We start from the raw sequence: 19114 nt of genomic DNA, 5'->3' as shown, positions 1-19114 counted from the left end.
GCGCTCACCGCAGCAATCACAAGGGAGGAACAAGTAGCATGACATCCACATTCCACTCCATCGAGACCGCAAGACGAAGCCTGTTTACCCAGACAGCGGCGCTCAATACCACCGGCCACAACATTGCCAACGCCAACACGGAGGGATACACCCGCCAGCGTGTGAATATGAAGGCGGCCATCCCGATTGAAGCCTATGGTATGAATAACTCGACGATGCCAGGGCAGCTGGGAACCGGGGTTGAATTCAGTTCCATCGAGCGGATTCGGGAGATGTTCCTGGACGATCAGTTCCGCGGGGAGAACTCGGCAAGCGGGAACTGGAGCATTCAGTCGGATACCTTAGATAAGCTGGAAGCGATCGTGAATGAGCCTTCAGATACCGGTGTCCGTATCGTACTGGATAACTTCTGGAAATCCTGGTCGGACCTCAGTAAGAACCCGGAAGATCCCACCGCCCGCAAGATCGTCGTGCAGACAGCCCAGGCCCTTACCGATGCCATGAACTATATGAGTACACAGCTCAGCAATCTGGACCGCGATCTCAGCACCAACATTGACGTCAAAGGCAAAGAGATACAGAGCTACCTCAGCTCCATCGCTGACCTCAATCAATCCATCTCCAAGATAGAAGGCATGGGCGACAAAGCTAATGATCTGCGCGACCAGCGCGACCTGCTGACGGACAAGCTGTCCAAGATTGCCAATATCACTATTCTGGATACAGATGCCGGATATAACATCTCACTGGGCACACAGCCGTTAGTTCAAGGAGCAACCGTGACTGCGGCTGTAGACAGTACGTTTCTTAATACCGCCTTCGCCTCCGGCGATTTGAAGGCCGGTGAAGCTTATGGGATGCTTTTCTCCAAAAACACCTATGTAGCAGATTACAGGAAGCAGCTCGACGCGATGGCCAATACCATTGCCAATGGTGAAGTGCAGGTGACCATACCATCAGGCTCTAACCTGCCCGCAGGAACGACTGTGCTCAAGGATTCAGAGATTATAAATGCAGATGGTACCAAAACGACTCTAACAGCAGGAAGCGCGGTACCTATCCCGTTGCCGGGTGATCTGAGAACAACAGTCAAGGGTTTGAATGGACTTCATCAGCTGGGGTATGCGCTCAACGGGACGTCAGGCCGGCCGTTCTTCACCTCTGCGGTAGCGGGGGAAGCGATCACTGCTGCCAATCTCAAGCTGAATCCGGAAATCGCTGCTGATCCCACGCTGTTTGCTACTTCCTTGCGTACTACTACAGACACCTCAGGCAATGTATCCGTAGTAAAAGGAAATAACACACTGGCGCTGCTGTTCAGCAATATGAAGGATAACAATACTTTCGCTACAGCGGATGGTACTAAGACCGGTACAGTCGGGTCCTATCTCAGCTCCATGGTTGGACAATTGGGTATCCAATCTCAAGAGGCTACACGCCAGGCCAGCAACTCGGATTACTTGGTGGATCAGGTGAGTTCCCGCCGCCAGTCTGTAAGCGGTGTGTCCCTGGATGAAGAGATGTCCAATATGCTCGTGTTCCAGCATGCCTACAGTGCTGCTGCGCGTTTCATGACCACCTATGATGAACTGCTTGATAAATTGATTAATTCTACCGGCACAGTCGGAAGATAAGGAGGCCATACCATGATCAGAGTCACCTCCAATATGATGAGCTCACAGCTGCTGCTTAACTTGAACCGCAATGCACGAACCATGAACGAGACCCAGCTCCAGCTGGCCAGCGGCCGCAAAATCAACAAGCCCTCCGACGACCCGGTAGGCATCACCTATTCCCTCCGCTACCGCGCCGAGCTGTCCTCTAATGAGCAGTACACGAAGAACGTGGATAGCGCGCTGTCCTGGCTGAATTATAACGATACGGTGTTGGGACAGGCGGGGGATGTTGTTCAACGTTTGCGGGAGCTTACTGTTCAGGCTTCTACCGGCAGTAATCCACAGTCAGCTTTGGATAGTATTAATGAAGAAGTGATGCAACTTAAAGAACAACTAGTGGATATAGCGAACAGCAAGCTGAACGGAAAGTATATATTCAATGGTGAACAGTATGCTACCAAACCTTATGATTTTGCCAAGCGGGCTGATGGCACCTACGATACTACTAAGGTAATTACAACAGACCCAGGACAAATTCAATATATTGTAGGTGAGGGTGTGGAATTACCTATTAATATGACAGGAAACGATATTTTTGGATATACAGGAGAAACAGATAATCTGTTTTCTATAATAAACAGTATTTCAGAAGGATTGAAAACTGGTAACATTACAGCGGTTTCCAGACAACTTGATATAATTGACACTCGCGTAGAGACCATCTTGTCAGCCCGCTCTGAAATAGGTGCTAAGACTAATCGCGTAGAGTTGATGCAGGATCGTTTGAGCGATTTGAATTTAAACTTGACAGACCTTCAAGCTAAGACTGAGGATGCGGACTACGAAGAACTTATTATGAAGTCCAAGATTCAAGAGAACATCTACAATGCCTCACTATCTGTTGGAGCTAAGATTATATCTACAACTCTCGTTGATTTCATAAGATAATGGAGGTGCTCTCTGTTGGTACTGTCAGTAGTTCAAATACGTCAGACACCTGGTTTGATAGGTATTGATTCTGACATGGGGGAGTTCTCAATTATTCAACACCAAGCAGAGCTAAACATTACATCCGAAAGAGGACAGTGGGATATCCAGCAGTTTAAACCTGAAATGTCTGTGGATCAATCCAAAGCATTGGCTGCCTATAATGGCGGGAGTCTTATTGAGGTAAATAGGCGCATATATTCCGGTATTGAGCAAATTTACCTCCAAGGCATTGCACGTCGAGTGGAGCAGGGGAATCGAATGGCTGAATTCTTCAAACCTGGAAACTCTATTGCAGAATTGTACGGGGGGGACTGGAATTCTTTTTCATTTCCGGAAATTCGTGGCCCCGCTTCGTATGATAATGTGGATATTCATTTTGAAACGAGAAGCCCCCGGATTGAGTTTTTGAGGGGAGCGATAAAGATAGATGTAGTTGTTCGTCGGCCTGATATTGAATATAAAAGAGGTAAACTGGATATATATATGAGGCAGTATACATCTATTCAGTTCATTCCGCCTGAAGTGAATTTGCAATGGTGAGCTGTAGATGTGCCGGATAGCGCTTCTACGGCTTTTCTTGTTTAATATTGTACGAAGGAGTGGAAACAGATGATTATTGATACACTGTCTTGGGGGGAAATGGAAGTGGATGAGGAACATGTATTTCATTTTTCAAAGGGGATTCCCGGATTTGAAGAGGAAACTGATTTTGCATTAATTTCTACCCTTGATCATTCTTTTTGGTATTTACAGTCGACGAAAGATAAGGCCTTGTCCTTTCTGCTTAGTGACCCTTTTGTCTTCTATCCGTCGTATGAGTTTGATCTTCCTGATGCTGAAGCAAAGGAACTAAAGATTGATAACCAACTAATCGTACGTTGTGTAATAACCCTGAAGAATAAGGTGGAGGAGTCTACGATTAATTTGCTTGCTCCCCTTGTGCTTAACCCAGAAGAACGAGTAGGCAAGCAGATTGTACTGCACAACACACCCTATCATACTAAACACAGCTTATTAGCGTTGTCTCCAAGTATTTATGGAAAGGATGGTGCTTAATATGCTCGTTCTCTCTCGAAAAAAAGGCGAGAGTATCATCATAACGGACCAGGTTGAAGTTACAATTTTAAGTGTAGAGGGGGATACAGTCAAAGTTGGTATAAAGGCTCCCAGTGATATAGATATATTTCGTAAAGAAATATATCTATCCATTAAGGAATCCAATCAGGAATCGGCAGCACCTGCTCCCTCAGAGATTCACACACTTATTGACCGAATACGCGAGGCGAAAAATTAATATGGATATAAGACTTTAACCGGTGGTAGCTCAGGGCTATCTCCGGTATTTCTTTATGACATCAAAATAATCCAAAATAAATATATGGAAATTTGCCGGATTACTCTAAACTCATGAGGGTTTAAAGACGATATATAATTTAGACGAAGATCCCGCGGGGCGGCCGACCTTAACGGATCCTTGTTACCACAAGGATGTGGAACCAGTATATTTCAGGGAGGAAAATTATCATGATTATCAATCACAACGTTACGGCGCTGAACACTCACCGCCAACTGGCAGTTAACACTAGCAATACAAGCAAGAATATCGAGAAGCTGTCATCCGGTCTCCGGATTAACCGTGCAGGGGACGATGCTGCTGGCTTGGCTATTTCCGAAAAAATGCGCGGGCAGATTCGTGGTCTGGACCAAGCATCCCGCAATGCTCAAGACGGTATCTCCATGATTCAAACCGCTGAAGGTGCATTGAATGAGACTCACTCCATCCTGCAACGGATGAGAGAGCTTGCTGTTCAATCATCCAATGATACGAACGTTACGGCTGACCGCGCTGCTATTGATCAAGAGTATCAAGCGTTGTCAACTGAGATTACACGTATTTCTAAAGATACGGAATTTAATACGCAGAAGCTGTGGGACGGTTCTACCACAGCGGTTGATTTCCAAGTTGGTGCTAATACTGGACAAAAAATTTCGTATACATTCGCTTCTATGGATGCAACTACTTTGACCGCTGTTGGTGATTTGACGACAAAAGCCAACGCATCTACAGCTCTGGCAGCTGTTGATGTGGCTATCGGTAAAGTATCCACAGAACGTTCGAAGTTGGGGGCGGTTCAGAATCGTCTGGAACATACGATCAACAACCTGAATACATCTTCTGAGAACCTGACTGCAGCAGAATCTCGCGTTCGTGATGTGGATATGGCTAAAGAAATGATGAGTCAGACGAAGAACAACATTCTTGCTCAAGCAGCTCAAGCAATGCTTGCTCAAGCGAATCAACAGCCGCAAGGCGTTCTTCAACTGCTTCGTTAATCTAAAGTTCGAGTCTAATCTATAAAACTTCCACAAGGATGTGGAAGTTACATTCAAGGAGGAAATCAAAATGATTATTAACCACAATGTTACGGCGCTGAATACTCACCGTCAATTGGCAGTTAACACCAGCAATACAAGCAAGAATATCGAGAAGCTGTCATCCGGTCTTCGGATTAACCGTGCAGGAGATGATGCTGCAGGTCTGGCAATCTCTGAGAAAATGCGCGGACAAATTCGTGGTTTGGATCAAGCATCCCGTAATGCTCAAGATGGCATCTCCATGATCCAAACAGCTGAAGGTGCATTGAATGAAACTCACTCCATCCTGCAACGAATGAGAGAGCTTGCTGTTCAATCGTCTAATGATACGAACGTGACGGCTGACCGGGAAGCTATTGACCAAGAGTATCAGGCATTGGCAACTGAGATTACTCGTATTTCAGATGATACCGAATTCAATACACAGAAGCTTTGGAATGGCGCTACAACTGCTGTGGATTTCCAAGTGGGTGCTAATACAAACCAAAAGATTTCTTATACCTTCGCTGATATGGATGCTGCGGCATTAATGACTACTGTAGGTGATTTGAAGACTAAGGCTAATTCGCAAACAGCTCTGACAGCTGTTGATGCGGGCATTGCAAAAGTATCTACAGAACGTTCGAAGCTCGGGGCTGTTCAGAACCGTTTGGAACACACAATCAACAACCTGAATACTTCCTCTGAGAACCTGACTGCAGCAGAATCCCGTGTTCGTGACGTAGATATGGCGAAAGAAATGATGGCGCAAACGAAGAACAATATTCTTGCTCAAGCAGCTCAAGCGATGCTTGCTCAAGCGAACCAACAGCCACAAGGCGTTCTTCAATTGCTTCGTTAATCTTTACCGTCTGAATAGAGACCTTAGTTTATCTAAGGTCTTTTTTTTTTTGAACCCGCGCATGTAGGGTAGAAACTAAGTGAGGTGACGGCGATGTTATCATTAGCTATGATTGTAAAGAATGAATCGGAAAAAATCGGAAGGTGTTTGCAGAGTGTAAAATCTATCGTTGATGAGATCGTAATCGTCGATACGGGTTCAACAGATCATACTAAGCAGATTGCAAGCACCTTTGGAGCGCGGATCTTTGATTATATTTGGGATAATGATTTCTCGAGTGCAAGAAACTATGCTTTAGAGCATTGCAGTGGTGAGTGGATACTAGTGCTGGATGCAGATGACCAGATTACACATGCTTCACGAAAAGAAATAGACGACTTCATACTTAAGCATGATGCCGTAGGTCGAATCCAAATTACTAACATTTTTAATTATAATGGAGAGCTAAGAGAATCGCAGGCTTATGTGACCCGGTTGTTTCCCAAAGGATCCTTCTACACCGGTAAAATACATGAGCAGATTGTTTCTGATCTTCCAAGAAAAAACGTGCCTATTGAAGTATATCATGACGGATATTTTAAGTCTGAGAAGTATAAACGTAATATTAAGATGCTAGAAGTCGAGTTAGAGCAGAATCCTGATGACTCATATACAATATTTCAACTGGGTAAAGAGTACCGGATAATAAAAGAATATGCTAAAGCTAATGTTTACCTAACAAGATGTTATAAGTCAATCACTAATAATGATGTTTATAAACCTCAAGTAGTAATTGAGTATTTGCATACATTCTTGGAGCTGAAAGATTTTGAACAAGGGCTTACTCTAATTGAAAAGGAGAAACATTACTTAATTGATTACCCGGATTTCCTTTTCGCTAGTGGAGTGTTTTTTATGGAACTGGTGTTTAGTGATACAGATAAGTATTTTAAATATTTCCCCTTAATAGAAGAGTCATATTTGAAATGTCTGTCCGTAGGAGATACTACAAATTACGAAAGTGTTAAAGGAACAGGAAGTTTCCTGGCAGCCTATAACCTTGCTGTATTCTATGAAACTACAGGTGATTTGGTCAAAGCAAAAACATATTATCAAATTTCAGCTGAATACAATTACAAATTGGCCCAAAATCGTCTCGATATTCTAAATAAAAAAAATGATGAAAATTAATCAATTTTTAATCATTGTGCATCTTATTATGTTATGAGAAAAGACCGATAACTAGAGTATAATTATTAATTTCTGAAATGATGAGAGGATACCTCGATGAACAAAAAAGTATCACTATGCATGATTGTAAAGAATGAAGAGAACACACTTGCACGTTGCTTGGAAAGTGTTACCGGCAAGGTGGACGAAATTATTATTGTAGATACTGGGTCAGAAGATGCGTCTATAGAGATTGCAACTAGGTTTACTTCAAACATTCACCACTTTGAATGGACTGGCAGCTTTTCCGAGGCAAGAAACTATAGTATTCAACAAGCTACCTGTGATTATATTATTATCATGGATGCGGATGAATATCTGGATGAGAAATCTGATATTTATAAGGAAATTGTATCAGATGCGGATTATTACTTACTAAAAATTAAAAATTATATATCCTATGCACAAACCTTTACACATAAAGTCGTAAGGTTATTTAAGAATAATGATAAGCTTTATTTTGAGAATCATCTTCATGAACATATTAATGTATTGGATAAACGTTATTCTTTCGTTGGAGGAGATGCGGATCTGCTTCTTCACCATACGGGTTACAACAAAGAGACGATTGCAGATAAGGATAAGCTGCAAAGAAATCTTCCTATCATGATTAAGGCAGTTAATGAGAATCCTAATGGATACAATTTATTTAATATGGGGAGAACTTATGTAGCACTTGGTGAAACAGAGAAAGCTGTTAAACTGTTTCAACAAGCCTACCCTTTGAGTAAAAATAAAGCATTTTTTCCGGATTTGTTGTCCTTTCTTGCTTCGAATCTTGGGAAGTTGAATAAGCATGAAGATGGTTTAAGAATCATAGGGGATGCCCTTCAGCTATTTCCTTCAGACTCTGAAATGCGTTATGTACAAGGACAAATGCTCCTGGAGGCAGATTATAAGGAAGAAGCGATATTATCGTTCAAGAAGTGTCTCCTCCTTGGGGACCAAACAGAGGGAACGATGATAACTGAAGGTTCAGGAGGTTATAAAGCCCGGTTTATGCTGGCTGAAATATATGACAAACAAAGAAAAATAACTCAAAGCTATGAAGAGACCGTTCAGGTCCTACGAGAAAAGAAAACGTACTCTCCGGCTTTAAAAAAGTATTTTGAAATCGTAACGAAAGCAAATCTCCCTGTTGAGGAGGTCTATCACAATATAGAGTTCATATACAATGTTCAGAATATTAATGACCTAAGGCTGTTGCTGGATACCCTATACGTCTTGAGGCACCCGTTGCTTATTAAATATGTGGGGAAATTTAATATCGAACCACCGCCTCATATCATCGCGGTGTCTTTACAATATGATAAAAAATATGAGCAGGCACATGAACAATGGTCTGATATTACCGAATATCCAGTTGAAGTGGGAGAAGATCTGCTTTTGCTTTCTGTTATTCTTAAGGATCCTGCCCTCTTTCGAAAAGCGCGTACACTTTTGAATTTAAGCAACAGAGAGAGTGACGTGCTAATGAGTTTAGTCAACAGACAAGATAGTTCCAATGTTCGATTAACTACAGGTTTAGAAAAATTGATTATTGAAGTTTGCCGTCATCTTATCATACTGCAGGAATTTGAAATCTTTGAAAGTGTGTTAGGGCTCCTTTTGAAGGGAAGCGTAGAAACGAAGTACAACATATGTCTTTTACTCGCGGATTATAGTTTTGCAGAGGTAGCAATTGATCTTTTGATCAAGCTATATGACGAACAACCGAATAATATGAAGGTTATTACTTTACTTGGTGATCTTTGTTTTCAAAATAACTATCTCGAAGATGCTCATTTATTCTATTCCCAACTCATGGACTTAAATCCTGTCTATAGCACTTATGAGCGTTGTTACCAATGTTATAAGAAGCAAAATAATGTTAAAGGTATGAACGATATTAGAGATGATATCAAACGGAAATTTCCAATAGTAACATGGATGGCTGCAACCTAACATTCAACAGAGAATCGAGGAGACTTGCATGATCAAGGAGAAAATTGAAGAACTTATTCAAAGCGGTAACCTTGAAGAGGCAAAATGTATAATATCTGAAATAAAATCTGATGAATCAGTAGTTACAAAAGTTGAAATTTGTACTATGAGAGCAGCGATAGCCGTAGCTGAGGACAATTTAAAAGAGGCGGAAAATGAATTGTGGAAAGGACTGCTTATTGATTCGGAGTTCGTAGATGTTCTTTTTAACCTTGGATACGTTTATAAATTAAGCAATAATCTAATTCAATCCAACTACTTTTTTGCTAAAGCAAAAGAGGTGACACAAGACGTTGAATTAGTAAATGTGATAGAACAACTGGTCGATGATAATAAAAGGCTCTGTTCATTAACTGAACAGCCACTCGTTAGTATAGTAGTATTAGCATATAATAAATTAGAATATACCAAATTGTGTATAAAGAGTATATTGCAATATACACAAAATATTAATTATGAATTAATCGTGGTTAATAATGGTTCATCAGATGGAACTAAAGAATATCTTAATTCTATGCCCCAAGTTAAGCCGCTTCATTTAATTAAAAATGTAGGACCCACTAATGGATTTAATGAAGGATTGAAAGTGGCAGCAGGTAAATATACTGCCGGGGTATGTAATGATTTTATTCTTACACCGCGTTGGTTGGATAACCTATTGGTGTGTATAGAATCTGATGACAAAATAGGTTATGTATCTCCTGGTGCGAGCATGATCAGCAATATGCAGCAGATTAATGGTGATTACAATAATATTGAAGAGATGATTCAATTTGCAGATCAATATAACCACTCGGATCCCCGAAAATGGGAGGAACGTGTAAGACTTCTTCCTTGTGTATTAATGGTAAGAACAGAATTACTTAAACAAATAGGTTACTACGATCCGTTATTTTACTATGGAGAATTTGCTGATGATGATATCAGCTTCCGAATTCGAAGAGCGGGATACAAGTTGGTATATTGCAAGGATACATTCACATATCACTTTGGTTCTGTTACGGTTCGAGAAGATCAGATTAATAATAACTCATTAAATGTTAGTAGAGACATATTTATTCGAAAATATAATTTAGATTCGTGGTCGGATGCGATAATGAATCCTCTGCTTCTCAATGAGTTTTCGGTTAAATTGTCCATGTTGAATCCTGCAATTTTGGGGATAAATCCTAAGTGTGGAGGTAATCCTCTACAATTAAAAAACATGCTAAATTACAAAGGGATCCAAAATATAGAAATTACCAACTATTGCCTAGAAGATAAATATTTAGAGGATATAAAGACGGTTTCCGATTATTACTTTGAAGGAAATTTAGATGAAATAAGTACTCATCTGATTGGAAAGAGCTTTGATTATATTCTATTCGAATACGATGCTACCAAGTTGAAAAGCAATTATCATATATTCAAAACAATTACAGGTATGCTCAATCTAGGCGGTCAATTGGGAATGAGCCTAAGCTTTCCTGAATTTAATGAATTGGATTGTAATAAGATAATTAGCGCATTTACAAATCGGGGGTTATCCCTTACGTATAGCAATGTCTTAAAGAAAAAAGATTCTGCTGTAGATTTTGATATTATCGTTAGAAAGGATATATAGCAGATGAAAGCAGTAATATTGGCTGGTGGATTGGGAACCAGATTAAGCGAAGAGACAGTAGTGAAGCCAAAACCCATGGTTGAAATCGGTGGAGCTCCAATGCTCTGGCATATCATGAAGGTATATTCTAGCTACGGAATTAATGAATTTATAGTATGTTTAGGATACAAAGGTTATTTGATCAAGGAGTTTTTTGCCAATTACTATCTGCATACTTCGGATGTTACGTTTGATTTCAGATCAAATGAGATGGAAATTCATAAAAATAAATCAGAGTCTTGGAAGGTGACCTTAGTAGACACAGGAGAACACACATTAACTGGAGGAAGATTAAAGCGGGTACAACAATATATTGGGAATAGCCCTTTCTGTTTCACATATGGAGATGGGTTATCTGATATTAATATAACTGAGCTTATAGATTTTCATCAGCGGAGAGGGAAATTGGCGACTGTGACTGCAGTTCGTCCACCGGGCAGGTTCGGTGCATTTGAGTTTCATGATAATGAAATCATTGGATTTCAGGAGAAACCTATGGGAGATGGTAACTGGATTAATGGCGGATTTTTTGTTTTGGAGCCACAGATATTTGACTTAATAAGTGGTGACGATACTATTTGGGAAGAAGAACCAATGAAAAAATTAGCGAAATCAGGAGAACTGGCAGCCTTTATGCATGATGGATTCTGGCAACCGATGGATACATTAAGGGATAAGAACAAGTTGGAAGAGTTGTGGGATACAGGCTTTGCTCCCTGGAAGGTGTGGTAAGGAATGAACTTTTGGGAAAACAAGAAGGTGTTAGTCACAGGTCATACAGGGTTTAAGGGAAGTTGGCTAGCATTATGGCTGCAATATCTTGGGGCTGATGTTTATGGATACAGCAATACCCCTTCAGTAAGTGACCCAAATCTGTACAAGCTAGCAAGCGTGGCGGAAAATATGGATTCTGTTTATGGTGATATGTTGGATTATGAACAACTGCAATCCTTTATTCATAAGGTTCAACCGGAGTTTATATTTCATTTGGCAGCCCAACCTCTAGTGCGGGAATCATATCGTAAACCTATTGAAACCTTCTCGATTAATGTCATGGGAACTGCTCATTTGTTAGAGGTAGCCAGGCATACAGAATCTGTACGGGTTGTTATTAATGTTACTACAGATAAATGTTATGAGAATAACAATTCATTACAGGGATTTATTGAGAGTGATCCCGTTGGAGGAACAGATCCTTACAGTGCAAGTAAGGCATGTTCGGAGATCATTACTTCTGCCTACAAACGGTCATTTTACTCGAATGGCAGAAAACTATTGTCTTCTGCCAGAGCAGGCAATGTTATAGGCGGGGGAGATTGGGCTGCAGATCGGATTATTCCCGATATCATCCGCTCTATACTCCATAAACAAAAATTAAATATCAGATATCCTAGTGCCATACGGCCTTGGCAGCATGTGTTGGATTGTCTTAATGGATATTTGCTGCTGGCTCAAAATATGGGAGAATCCGGAGAAAAGTATGTCGGCTCCTGGAATTTTGGTCCTGGCGAAGCTTCAAATATATCTGTTGCCCAGCTTATTGAAGAATGTAATAAGCATCTGGATTATCCTGTAGATGTCCTTTATCCTTCCCTTACTCAGCCCTATGAAGCTTCAACTCTTGTGTTAAATAGTGAGAAGGCTTCACGTATGCTGAACTGGAGAATTGAACTGCCGATAAACCATTCTATTGAATGGACAATGGACTGGTACTTAAATTATATGAGTAAGGGTATTCAAGACTTGACGTTAAAACAAATTCGCGATTACGAAAAGATAAAAAGTGAAAAACATACCTTATGATAAGGAGATACAATGAATGTCTAAGGGAAGCTGTCGTTTTTGCGGTGAGGAACTAAGCACCATATTTGTAGATCTAGGGATTTCGCCTTTAGCTAACTCCTATGTGGAATCTGTAAGCCAGAAGGAGATTATGTATCCCTTAAGAACTTATGTCTGTGAGCATTGTTTCCTGGTTCAAGTAGAAGATTTCGAAACTCCAGAGCATATTTTTAGTGAGTATGCTTATTTTAGCAGTTATTCGGATAGTTGGTTAAACCATTGCCGTAATTATGTTGAACATATGATAGATAAATTCCAATATTCTAGTGACACGAATGTGGTGGAAATCGCCAGTAATGATGGCTACTTATTGCAGTACTTTAAGGAGAAGGGCATTTCTGTATTAGGGATCGAACCAGCAGCCAATGTTGCGAAATCTGCTATAGAAAAAGGGATTGATACTGTAGTTGATTTTTTTGGAACCCAATTAGCAAATGCCTTGAAGGAAAAGGGGAAGACAGCAGATCTCCTGCTAGGCAACAATGTACTTGCCCATGTACCTGACCTCAATGACTTTGTTAAGGGGATGAAGGTGCTACTTAACTCTCATGGGACTATTACTATGGAATTTCCTCATCTTCTCCAGCTTATGGAGCATAATCAATTTGATACGATTTATCATGAACATTTTTCATACTTCTCGTTTACAACAGTGTGTAATTTATTTGCACAGCACAAACTCTCTATTTATGATGTTGAAAAGTTGGAGACACATGGTGGCTCCATTCGGATATATGCAAAGCATTCAGAAAACAGAGAGCTTTCTATAAGCCAAGCTGTTCAAGCATTGCTGGAACAAGAAGCTTCATTAGGTATGAGGGAAATAGACACATACAAAAATTTCTCCGATAAGATAGTTGAAGTAAAGAGGAGAATTATGGGCCTTCTAATAGATCTTAAAAACAATGGAAATACAATTGTAGGGTACGGGGCACCTGCTAAAGGTAACACCTTAATTAACTATTGCGGTATTGATCGGGATTATTTGGATTATACAGTTGACCGCAGCTCCTATAAGCAAGGTACTTTCCTTCCAGGGTCTAGAATCCCGGTATATTCACCTGATGTGTTAAAACGGACAAAACCGGAATATGTGCTAATCCTTCCGTGGAATTTGAAAGAAGAGATCATGGAACAAACGACGTTTATACGTGAATGGGGAGGTAAATGGATAATTCCAGTACCCGAAATGACGGTGATATCGTGAAATTTACTGAGACTCCTCTAATAGGGGCGTATGTAATTAATATGGAGCCTCACTATGACGAAAGAGGTCATTTCGCCAGGGTCTTTTGTAAAGCAGAATTTTCACTTCATGGTTTAGCGAATGATTTTGTACAGTGTAATACCTCCTTTAATATTCACCGTGGTACACTGAGAGGAATGCACTTTCAATTAGAACCATTCGGGGAGACTAAATTAATTAGGTGTACTAGAGGTGCAGTATACGATGTTATTATCGATTTACGTAAGAATTCTTCTACATATCTCAAATGGTTTGCTGTTGAATTAGACGAAGCCAATGGTCGGATGCTTTATGTGCCTGAAGGTTTTGCACATGGATTCCAAACATTAGAGGATAAGTCAGAAGTGTATTATCAAATGTCTGAAACCTATCGTTCTGAATATAGTGCCGGAGTGCGGTGGGACGATGCTGCCTTTACAATTAAATGGCCTATAGATACCCCGATTATCAATGATAGGGATAATAATTATCCTAATTGGACGTTATAGGAGGGATTATATATGCTGATCATATCTGAACATGCCCAGGTTTCAAATTTAGCAGATATTGAGCCATCCTCACGTGGTACACGAATTGTAATCGAAAAAGGAGTAATGATTGACTCTTTTGTTAAAATTAAACCATCTGGTGGTTCTGGCGATATATTAATCGGAGAGAACAGCTACATAAATTCAGGCTGTGTTCTTTATTCAGGCAATGGTATTAGCATTGGAAAAGATGTCCTGATAGCGGCAAACTGTACCCTGGCACCTACAAATCATGAATATCGTTCTCGCCATATGACAATAAAAGAACAACGATTTATGGAAAGCAGAGGAGGAATTATAATAGAAGACGATGTATGGATTGGCGCTAATTGTGTTGTTTTGGACGGGGCTATTTTGCGTAAAGGCTGTGTTATTGGAGCTAACTCCTTGGTAGCGGGGGAAATAGAAGCTTACACCGTCAATTTAGGGAGTCCAACCAGGAAAGTAGGTATTAGGAGTTAATGAAAACAACCGTTATCGGTGCAGAAGGTTTTATTGGCAGACATATTATGAATAAACTTAGCCAGCTTCAAATGGAAGCTTATGGTCCTAGTCGTAAAGAGCAAAACCTATTCAATAATCACCTGGGACATGTTATTTATTGTGCAGGTGTCACTTCTGACTTTCGGGATCGCCCATTTGATACTATAAAGGCACACGTCAGCTTTCTTGCAGACTTACTAGAGAAGGCTAAGTACGAGTCCTTTCTATACGTATCATCTACAAGGCTCTATATAAATCAACCTCCAGGAGAGACGGCTGGGGAAGAAAGCGAAATCTTTGTTAATCCATTCCGTGAAGAAGATTTGTTTAATTTATCTAAGCTCACAGGAGAATCAATTTGTCTCACTATTAACAAACCTAATGTAAGGGTCTCGCGTGTATCAAATGTGTGCGGACCAGATTTTAATTCTAACAACTTTTTATATTCTATTATTAAAGATTCGATAGTTGAAGGTAAAATATTATTAAGAACTTCGTTAGAGTCAGAGAAGGATTATATTTCTATAAACGATGTCGTTGATTTACTTATTCAAATTGCTCATAACGGAGTTCATCGTATGTATAACGTTGCAAGCGGATTTAACCTTACAAATAAACAATGGGTAGATCGTATTTCTTCTTTTACGGGATGCAGGGTTGAGGTTGTTGATAATCCTCAAACTATAAAATTTTTGGAAATTGATAATAAACGTGTACGGACAGAATTTAATTATAAGCCGCAAAATCCTTTGGATTTGCTGGAAGAATTGATAAGAGATTACGCTAATGAAAAGAGGCGAATCCTATAAAACTCTCTCTTTCAATATATGATTTTAAAAAGTATATATCTGCCCAACTTAATCATTTCTTTCCGGACAATCAAACTATTGATTTTCAATCCGGGATTGAGAAAGTGGCAGTTGATATTGCATTGGAGCGGACTGATTACTGTTTCACAAACATAGCTCTTGAGTCATATAACAAGAACGGCTCTGCCTTTTTAAATCATCTTCACTCAGATCAGTACGCAGTTTTTCTGTGGTTCTTGTCAAATAGTGTATGGAATGAGAATGGGGATGCTGCCTTAGCCAATAAAATATTTTATCTTAACAAATCACTTCATGGCTTTAGCTGCATGTATGATACAAAGTTGCCTGATATTTTCCTGCTATTTCATACCGTAGGTACGGTATTAGGCAAAGCTCAATACAGCGATTATTTGATAGCATCGCAGGGCAGTACAGTTGGAGCGCAAAACGGTATTTATCCCAAACTGGGAAAAGGTGTTTCCTTGCTTCCGTACTCCTCCATTGTAGGGGAGTGTACCATTGGCGACCGGGTATCAGTAGGGATTGGCGCCTCGGTTTATAAACGGAATGTTGAGAATGGAATGATTGTCTTTAAAGATGAGGATGGGGCAATAGAGTATAAAGCTAAACAGAAATGCTGGGCCCAACAGTTCTTTATAAATGAAATATAGATGTATCCTTGCTTAGAAGCGTAAAAAGGGATGAAGAGATTAACAGCATCGACACCTTGTACTGTAAAAAATAGAGAGATAGGTTGAAAAAGCTAAATAACCTCAATCTTATACCGATATATAAACTAAATACAAGTTTCCGTGGAGGTTATGGGAATGGACGTTCAATTTTCTCTATCCGCAAAATCGGTAGAGCGGAGCATTAGTAATGTGAGAAATGAATCAACCTCAAACAAAGACGTTAGTAATAGGATAGCGCAAGCTACGAGTGCTTTGGAGCTGACTGCTATGGAAAAGCAGGGAATCAAGGTGCCCGTAGGAGAAGAGCAGCTGATCCGAACTATTGCTCGTGCAGTAAAAGCGCTAGAAGGGCCAACCACCTCTTTAGAGATAAGCATACATGAGAAAACTCATGCTCTGATGGTAAAGGTAATGAATAAAGAAACAGGCGAGTTAATAAGAGAGGTTCCACCAGAAAAAACGCTGGATCTTGTCGCAAAGATGATGGAAATAGCGGGCATTCTTATTGATGAAAAAGTGTAAGGAGGAATTATGAATGGTGATGAGAGTTAGCGGATTCTCTTCAGGATTAGATATCGACAGTGTAGTTAAAAAAATGATGGCAGCTAAGCGCGTACCACTGGATAAGCTGAATCAACAAAAGACATTAATGGAATGGCAGCGGGACAGTTACAGAGAATTTAATGCTAAATTAGTCGATCTAAAAATGAATAAACTTATTAAGTGGAATACTTCAACCCAAATGAACACTCAAAAAGCAGTTCTAGGAGGCAATACGACTGCTGTTCGGGCAGAGGCTAGCTCGGCATCTAATGGGGTGGATATGTCGGTTAAGGTGACACAGCTTGCAACTAAATCCTCATTAGAATCGGCCACAAAACTTACTATTGATACCTCGAAGAGTCCCGATGAAAGTAAAGTTACACTCAACACCAAGTTGATTAATCTGAGTGGAGCGACATCACCACTATCATTTGTTGTAGATGGTGGAGAAAGTATTACTTTTACTGAGGATGATACTATTTCAACAGCTATGGCTAGAATAAATAGTGGCTCAGGAGTTATCAAAGCCACCTTTGATGAAGTGAGTGGTAAGTTATCGATTACATCCAATAAGTTTGGAACAGATAACTTGATTGAAAGTCAAAAGGTCAGTGGTTCACTCCTTACTCTGTTAAAGATGGATTATAGTGATACAAGCGCATCGTTTTTTAAGGCCCAAGAAGCAAAGGTCGAAATTACAAGCAGTAAGTCTGCTACTGCTGAGGTTTATACCAGTACTTCAAATTCTCTAACTGTCAATGGTGTTACGCTTACTTTTCTTGCTAAAAGCGACACTACGGGCGGAGTTACCACGATTAAGACTCAGGCTGATGCTGATAAATCTGTTGAGACAATTAAAGCTTTTGTAGAAACGTATAATGAACTTATCAACACAATGGCTACAACTATAGGGGAAGAAAAGTACAGAAGTTTCACTCCTCTGACGGATGAACAAAAGGAAGCAATGAGCGAGAAGGAAATAGAATTGTGGGAGAAGAAAGCGAAAAGTGGTTTGCTCAAAGGAGATGTTATTCTTCAAACTGCAATTTCAGATATGCGTACAGCAATAACTAGTAAACTTGGTGCTCTTAGTGAGATGGGAATTACTACTGGGCAATATTATGAAAATGGGAAGCTTTATCTGAATGAGGATAAACTTAAACAGGCTATCCTGGATAATCCACAAAAAGTAAGCGATACATTCCGTGGTTCTGCGCTTGAGGTGAACGGAGGAATCTTTGGGGGACTATCTACTGCAGCAGACAAAGCTTTAGATAAAATCGTGTTAAAAGCGGGTACATCAAAATTCTCAACTGACCTTAATTTTGCCTACAAAACGGAAAGTGTTATGGGACGGATGCTAAAGGATTATAACTCACGTATTAATTCATTGCAGGATCGTCTTAGCGATTTAGAAACTAGATATTATAAACAGTTTACAGCTATGGAAACTGCGATGAATAAATATAATTCTCAGTCTTCAAGTTTAAGTAGTTTATTCTCTAATTAATTTGAACTGAAAGGTGACATAAATGATAAATTCTCCTTATGAAAAATACCGTCAATCATCGGTTAACACATCGACCCCAGCGCAGTTGCTTATAATGTTGTTTGATGGAGCAATCCGATTTGTCAGGGCTGGTATCGAGGGGATTGATTCGGTGAATCATCAGAAGGCAAACTTGAATCTAGGCAAAGCTCAACTGATTATCAGTGAATTGATGTCGACTTTGAATCCTTCTTACGAGATATCCAACAGTTTGCTCTCTCTTTATGAATATATTAATTACTTGCTTATCCAAGCGAATGTAAAGAAGGAGAAATCGCATGCAGAAGAGGCCTTGGGGTATTTAACTGAGTTTCGCTTAACTTGGATGGAAGCCTCTAAGATGCCGGTAAATAACAACACGTATGGATAAACAAGTCGCTATATTGGTTGATATTACATTGAATATCACTAATCGATTAAATACTTGCTCTTTCGAGGAATTAGAGGAATTTGTTGAGAAACGTCAGGTTTTGATTGACTCCATTCGAGAAAAATTTAGTGGACAGTCTGCTCTCTCTATTGAGGAAGAGAGTCATCTGAAGGCAGTCCTAAGACGAGATCCTGAAATAATTGAAAGAATGCAGCAACTCAAAGGCGAGGCTGCCAATTGGCTTCAACATAGAGAATTAGCTAAAATCCAACGCAGCGCCTACGAGACCGCCTACACCCCGGACAGCTTCCTGATGGACCGTAAAAAATAAAGATAGAATAATAGATTTTCTCCTGTTTCAATAGGGGAGCAGACGGGTATTTACAAGCGTCTGCT

21 protein-coding genes are annotated in these 19114 nt (G+C 40.1%); all 21 read left to right on the top strand.

Annotation, left to right across the window (positions count from 1 at the left end):
• The first annotated feature begins 38 nt into the window (after positions 1-38).
• The 21 genes from flgK to NYE26_RS28325 all read left to right on the top strand — a co-directional run bounded on the left by flgK (position 39) and on the right by NYE26_RS28325 (position 19049).
• Entirely contained in the window at positions 39-1634 is a 1596-nt protein-coding gene (flgK, locus tag NYE26_RS28425) for a flagellar hook-associated protein FlgK (RefSeq protein ID WP_339251835.1), read from the top strand.
• A 12-nt stretch (positions 1635-1646) separates the two neighbouring features.
• A complete protein-coding gene (flgL, locus tag NYE26_RS28420) occupies positions 1647-2564 on the top strand; it encodes a flagellar hook-associated protein FlgL (protein ID WP_339251834.1) in 918 nt (305 codons plus the stop codon).
• Positions 2565-2579: 15 nt separating this feature from the next.
• A complete protein-coding gene (locus NYE26_RS28415; protein WP_339251832.1) occupies positions 2580-3146 on the top strand; it encodes a DUF6470 family protein in 567 nt (188 codons plus the stop codon).
• A gap of 69 nt (positions 3147-3215) precedes the next feature.
• Positions 3216-3662 (top strand): flagellar assembly protein FliW, encoded by a 447-nt coding sequence (fliW, locus tag NYE26_RS28410; protein WP_339251830.1) that lies wholly within the window; start codon positions 3216-3218, stop codon positions 3660-3662.
• A gap of 1 nt (position 3663) precedes the next feature.
• A complete protein-coding gene (gene csrA / locus NYE26_RS28405) occupies positions 3664-3900 on the top strand; it encodes a carbon storage regulator CsrA (RefSeq protein ID WP_339251828.1) in 237 nt (78 codons plus the stop codon).
• Between the two features lie 230 nt (positions 3901-4130).
• A complete protein-coding gene (locus NYE26_RS28400) occupies positions 4131-4940 on the top strand; it encodes a flagellin (RefSeq protein ID WP_339251826.1) in 810 nt (269 codons plus the stop codon).
• Positions 4941-5010: 70 nt separating this feature from the next.
• Entirely contained in the window at positions 5011-5823 is an 813-nt protein-coding gene (locus NYE26_RS28395; RefSeq protein WP_339251824.1) for a flagellin, read from the top strand.
• Between the two features lie 93 nt (positions 5824-5916).
• Positions 5917-6993, top strand: a complete 1077-nt coding sequence (locus tag NYE26_RS28390) for a glycosyltransferase family 2 protein (RefSeq protein WP_339251822.1) — start codon at positions 5917-5919, stop codon at positions 6991-6993.
• Positions 6994-7089: 96 nt separating this feature from the next.
• On the top strand, positions 7090-8976 hold the full coding sequence (locus NYE26_RS28385) for a glycosyltransferase (RefSeq protein ID WP_339251820.1): 1887 nt from the start codon (positions 7090-7092) through the stop codon (positions 8974-8976).
• Positions 8977-9004: 28 nt separating this feature from the next.
• Positions 9005-10618 carry a glycosyltransferase gene (locus tag NYE26_RS28380; RefSeq protein WP_339251818.1) on the top strand — a complete coding sequence of 538 codons (1614 nt, stop codon included), beginning with the start codon at positions 9005-9007 and terminating at the stop codon, positions 10616-10618.
• Between the two features lie 3 nt (positions 10619-10621).
• Positions 10622-11389, top strand: coding sequence for a glucose-1-phosphate cytidylyltransferase (gene rfbF / locus NYE26_RS28375; protein WP_339251816.1), 768 nt, complete (start codon positions 10622-10624; stop codon positions 11387-11389).
• A gap of 3 nt (positions 11390-11392) precedes the next feature.
• Entirely contained in the window at positions 11393-12460 is a 1068-nt protein-coding gene (rfbG, locus tag NYE26_RS28370; protein WP_339251814.1) for a CDP-glucose 4,6-dehydratase, read from the top strand.
• 16 nt (positions 12461-12476) lie between these two features.
• On the top strand, positions 12477-13706 hold the full coding sequence (locus NYE26_RS28365; protein WP_339251812.1) for a class I SAM-dependent methyltransferase: 1230 nt from the start codon (positions 12477-12479) through the stop codon (positions 13704-13706).
• On the top strand, positions 13703-14233 hold the full coding sequence (rfbC, locus tag NYE26_RS28360) for a dTDP-4-dehydrorhamnose 3,5-epimerase (protein WP_339251810.1): 531 nt from the start codon (positions 13703-13705) through the stop codon (positions 14231-14233). Before NYE26_RS28365 ends, rfbC begins: the two co-directional genes overlap by 4 nt.
• A gap of 12 nt (positions 14234-14245) precedes the next feature.
• Positions 14246-14734: an acyltransferase gene (locus NYE26_RS28355; protein ID WP_339251808.1), complete on the top strand. Its 489-nt coding sequence runs from the start codon at positions 14246-14248 to the stop codon at positions 14732-14734.
• Complete coding sequence (locus tag NYE26_RS28350; protein ID WP_339251806.1) at positions 14734-15564, top strand: NAD(P)-dependent oxidoreductase; 831 nt, start codon at positions 14734-14736, stop codon at positions 15562-15564. Before NYE26_RS28355 ends, NYE26_RS28350 begins: the two co-directional genes overlap by 1 nt.
• Positions 15565-15668: 104 nt before the next feature.
• A complete protein-coding gene (locus NYE26_RS28345; protein ID WP_339251804.1) occupies positions 15669-16235 on the top strand; it encodes a hypothetical protein in 567 nt (188 codons plus the stop codon).
• Positions 16236-16391: 156 nt separating this feature from the next.
• The gene (locus NYE26_RS28340; protein ID WP_339251802.1) at positions 16392-16778 is read left to right on the top strand and encodes a flagellar protein FlaG; all 387 of its coding nucleotides are present in this window, start codon (positions 16392-16394) and stop codon (positions 16776-16778) included.
• Positions 16779-16791: 13 nt separating this feature from the next.
• Positions 16792-18309, top strand: a complete 1518-nt coding sequence (gene fliD / locus NYE26_RS28335; protein WP_339251800.1) for a flagellar filament capping protein FliD — start codon at positions 16792-16794, stop codon at positions 18307-18309.
• A gap of 22 nt (positions 18310-18331) precedes the next feature.
• Entirely contained in the window at positions 18332-18718 is a 387-nt protein-coding gene (gene fliS, locus NYE26_RS28330) for a flagellar export chaperone FliS (protein WP_339251798.1), read from the top strand.
• Positions 18711-19049 carry a hypothetical protein gene (locus tag NYE26_RS28325; RefSeq protein ID WP_339251796.1) on the top strand — a complete coding sequence of 113 codons (339 nt, stop codon included), beginning with the start codon at positions 18711-18713 and terminating at the stop codon, positions 19047-19049. The genes fliS and NYE26_RS28325 overlap by 8 nt, the downstream gene beginning before the upstream one ends.
• Positions 19050-19114: the final 65 nt, after the last annotated feature.

Source organism: Paenibacillus sp. FSL P2-0136 (assembly GCF_037975325.1).
GTDB classification, from domain to species: Bacteria; Bacillota; Bacilli; order Paenibacillales; family Paenibacillaceae; genus Paenibacillus_AQ; species Paenibacillus_AQ silagei.
Note: the sequence above shows the minus strand (reverse complement) of the source record. Positions and strands in the feature narration are given on the sequence as shown.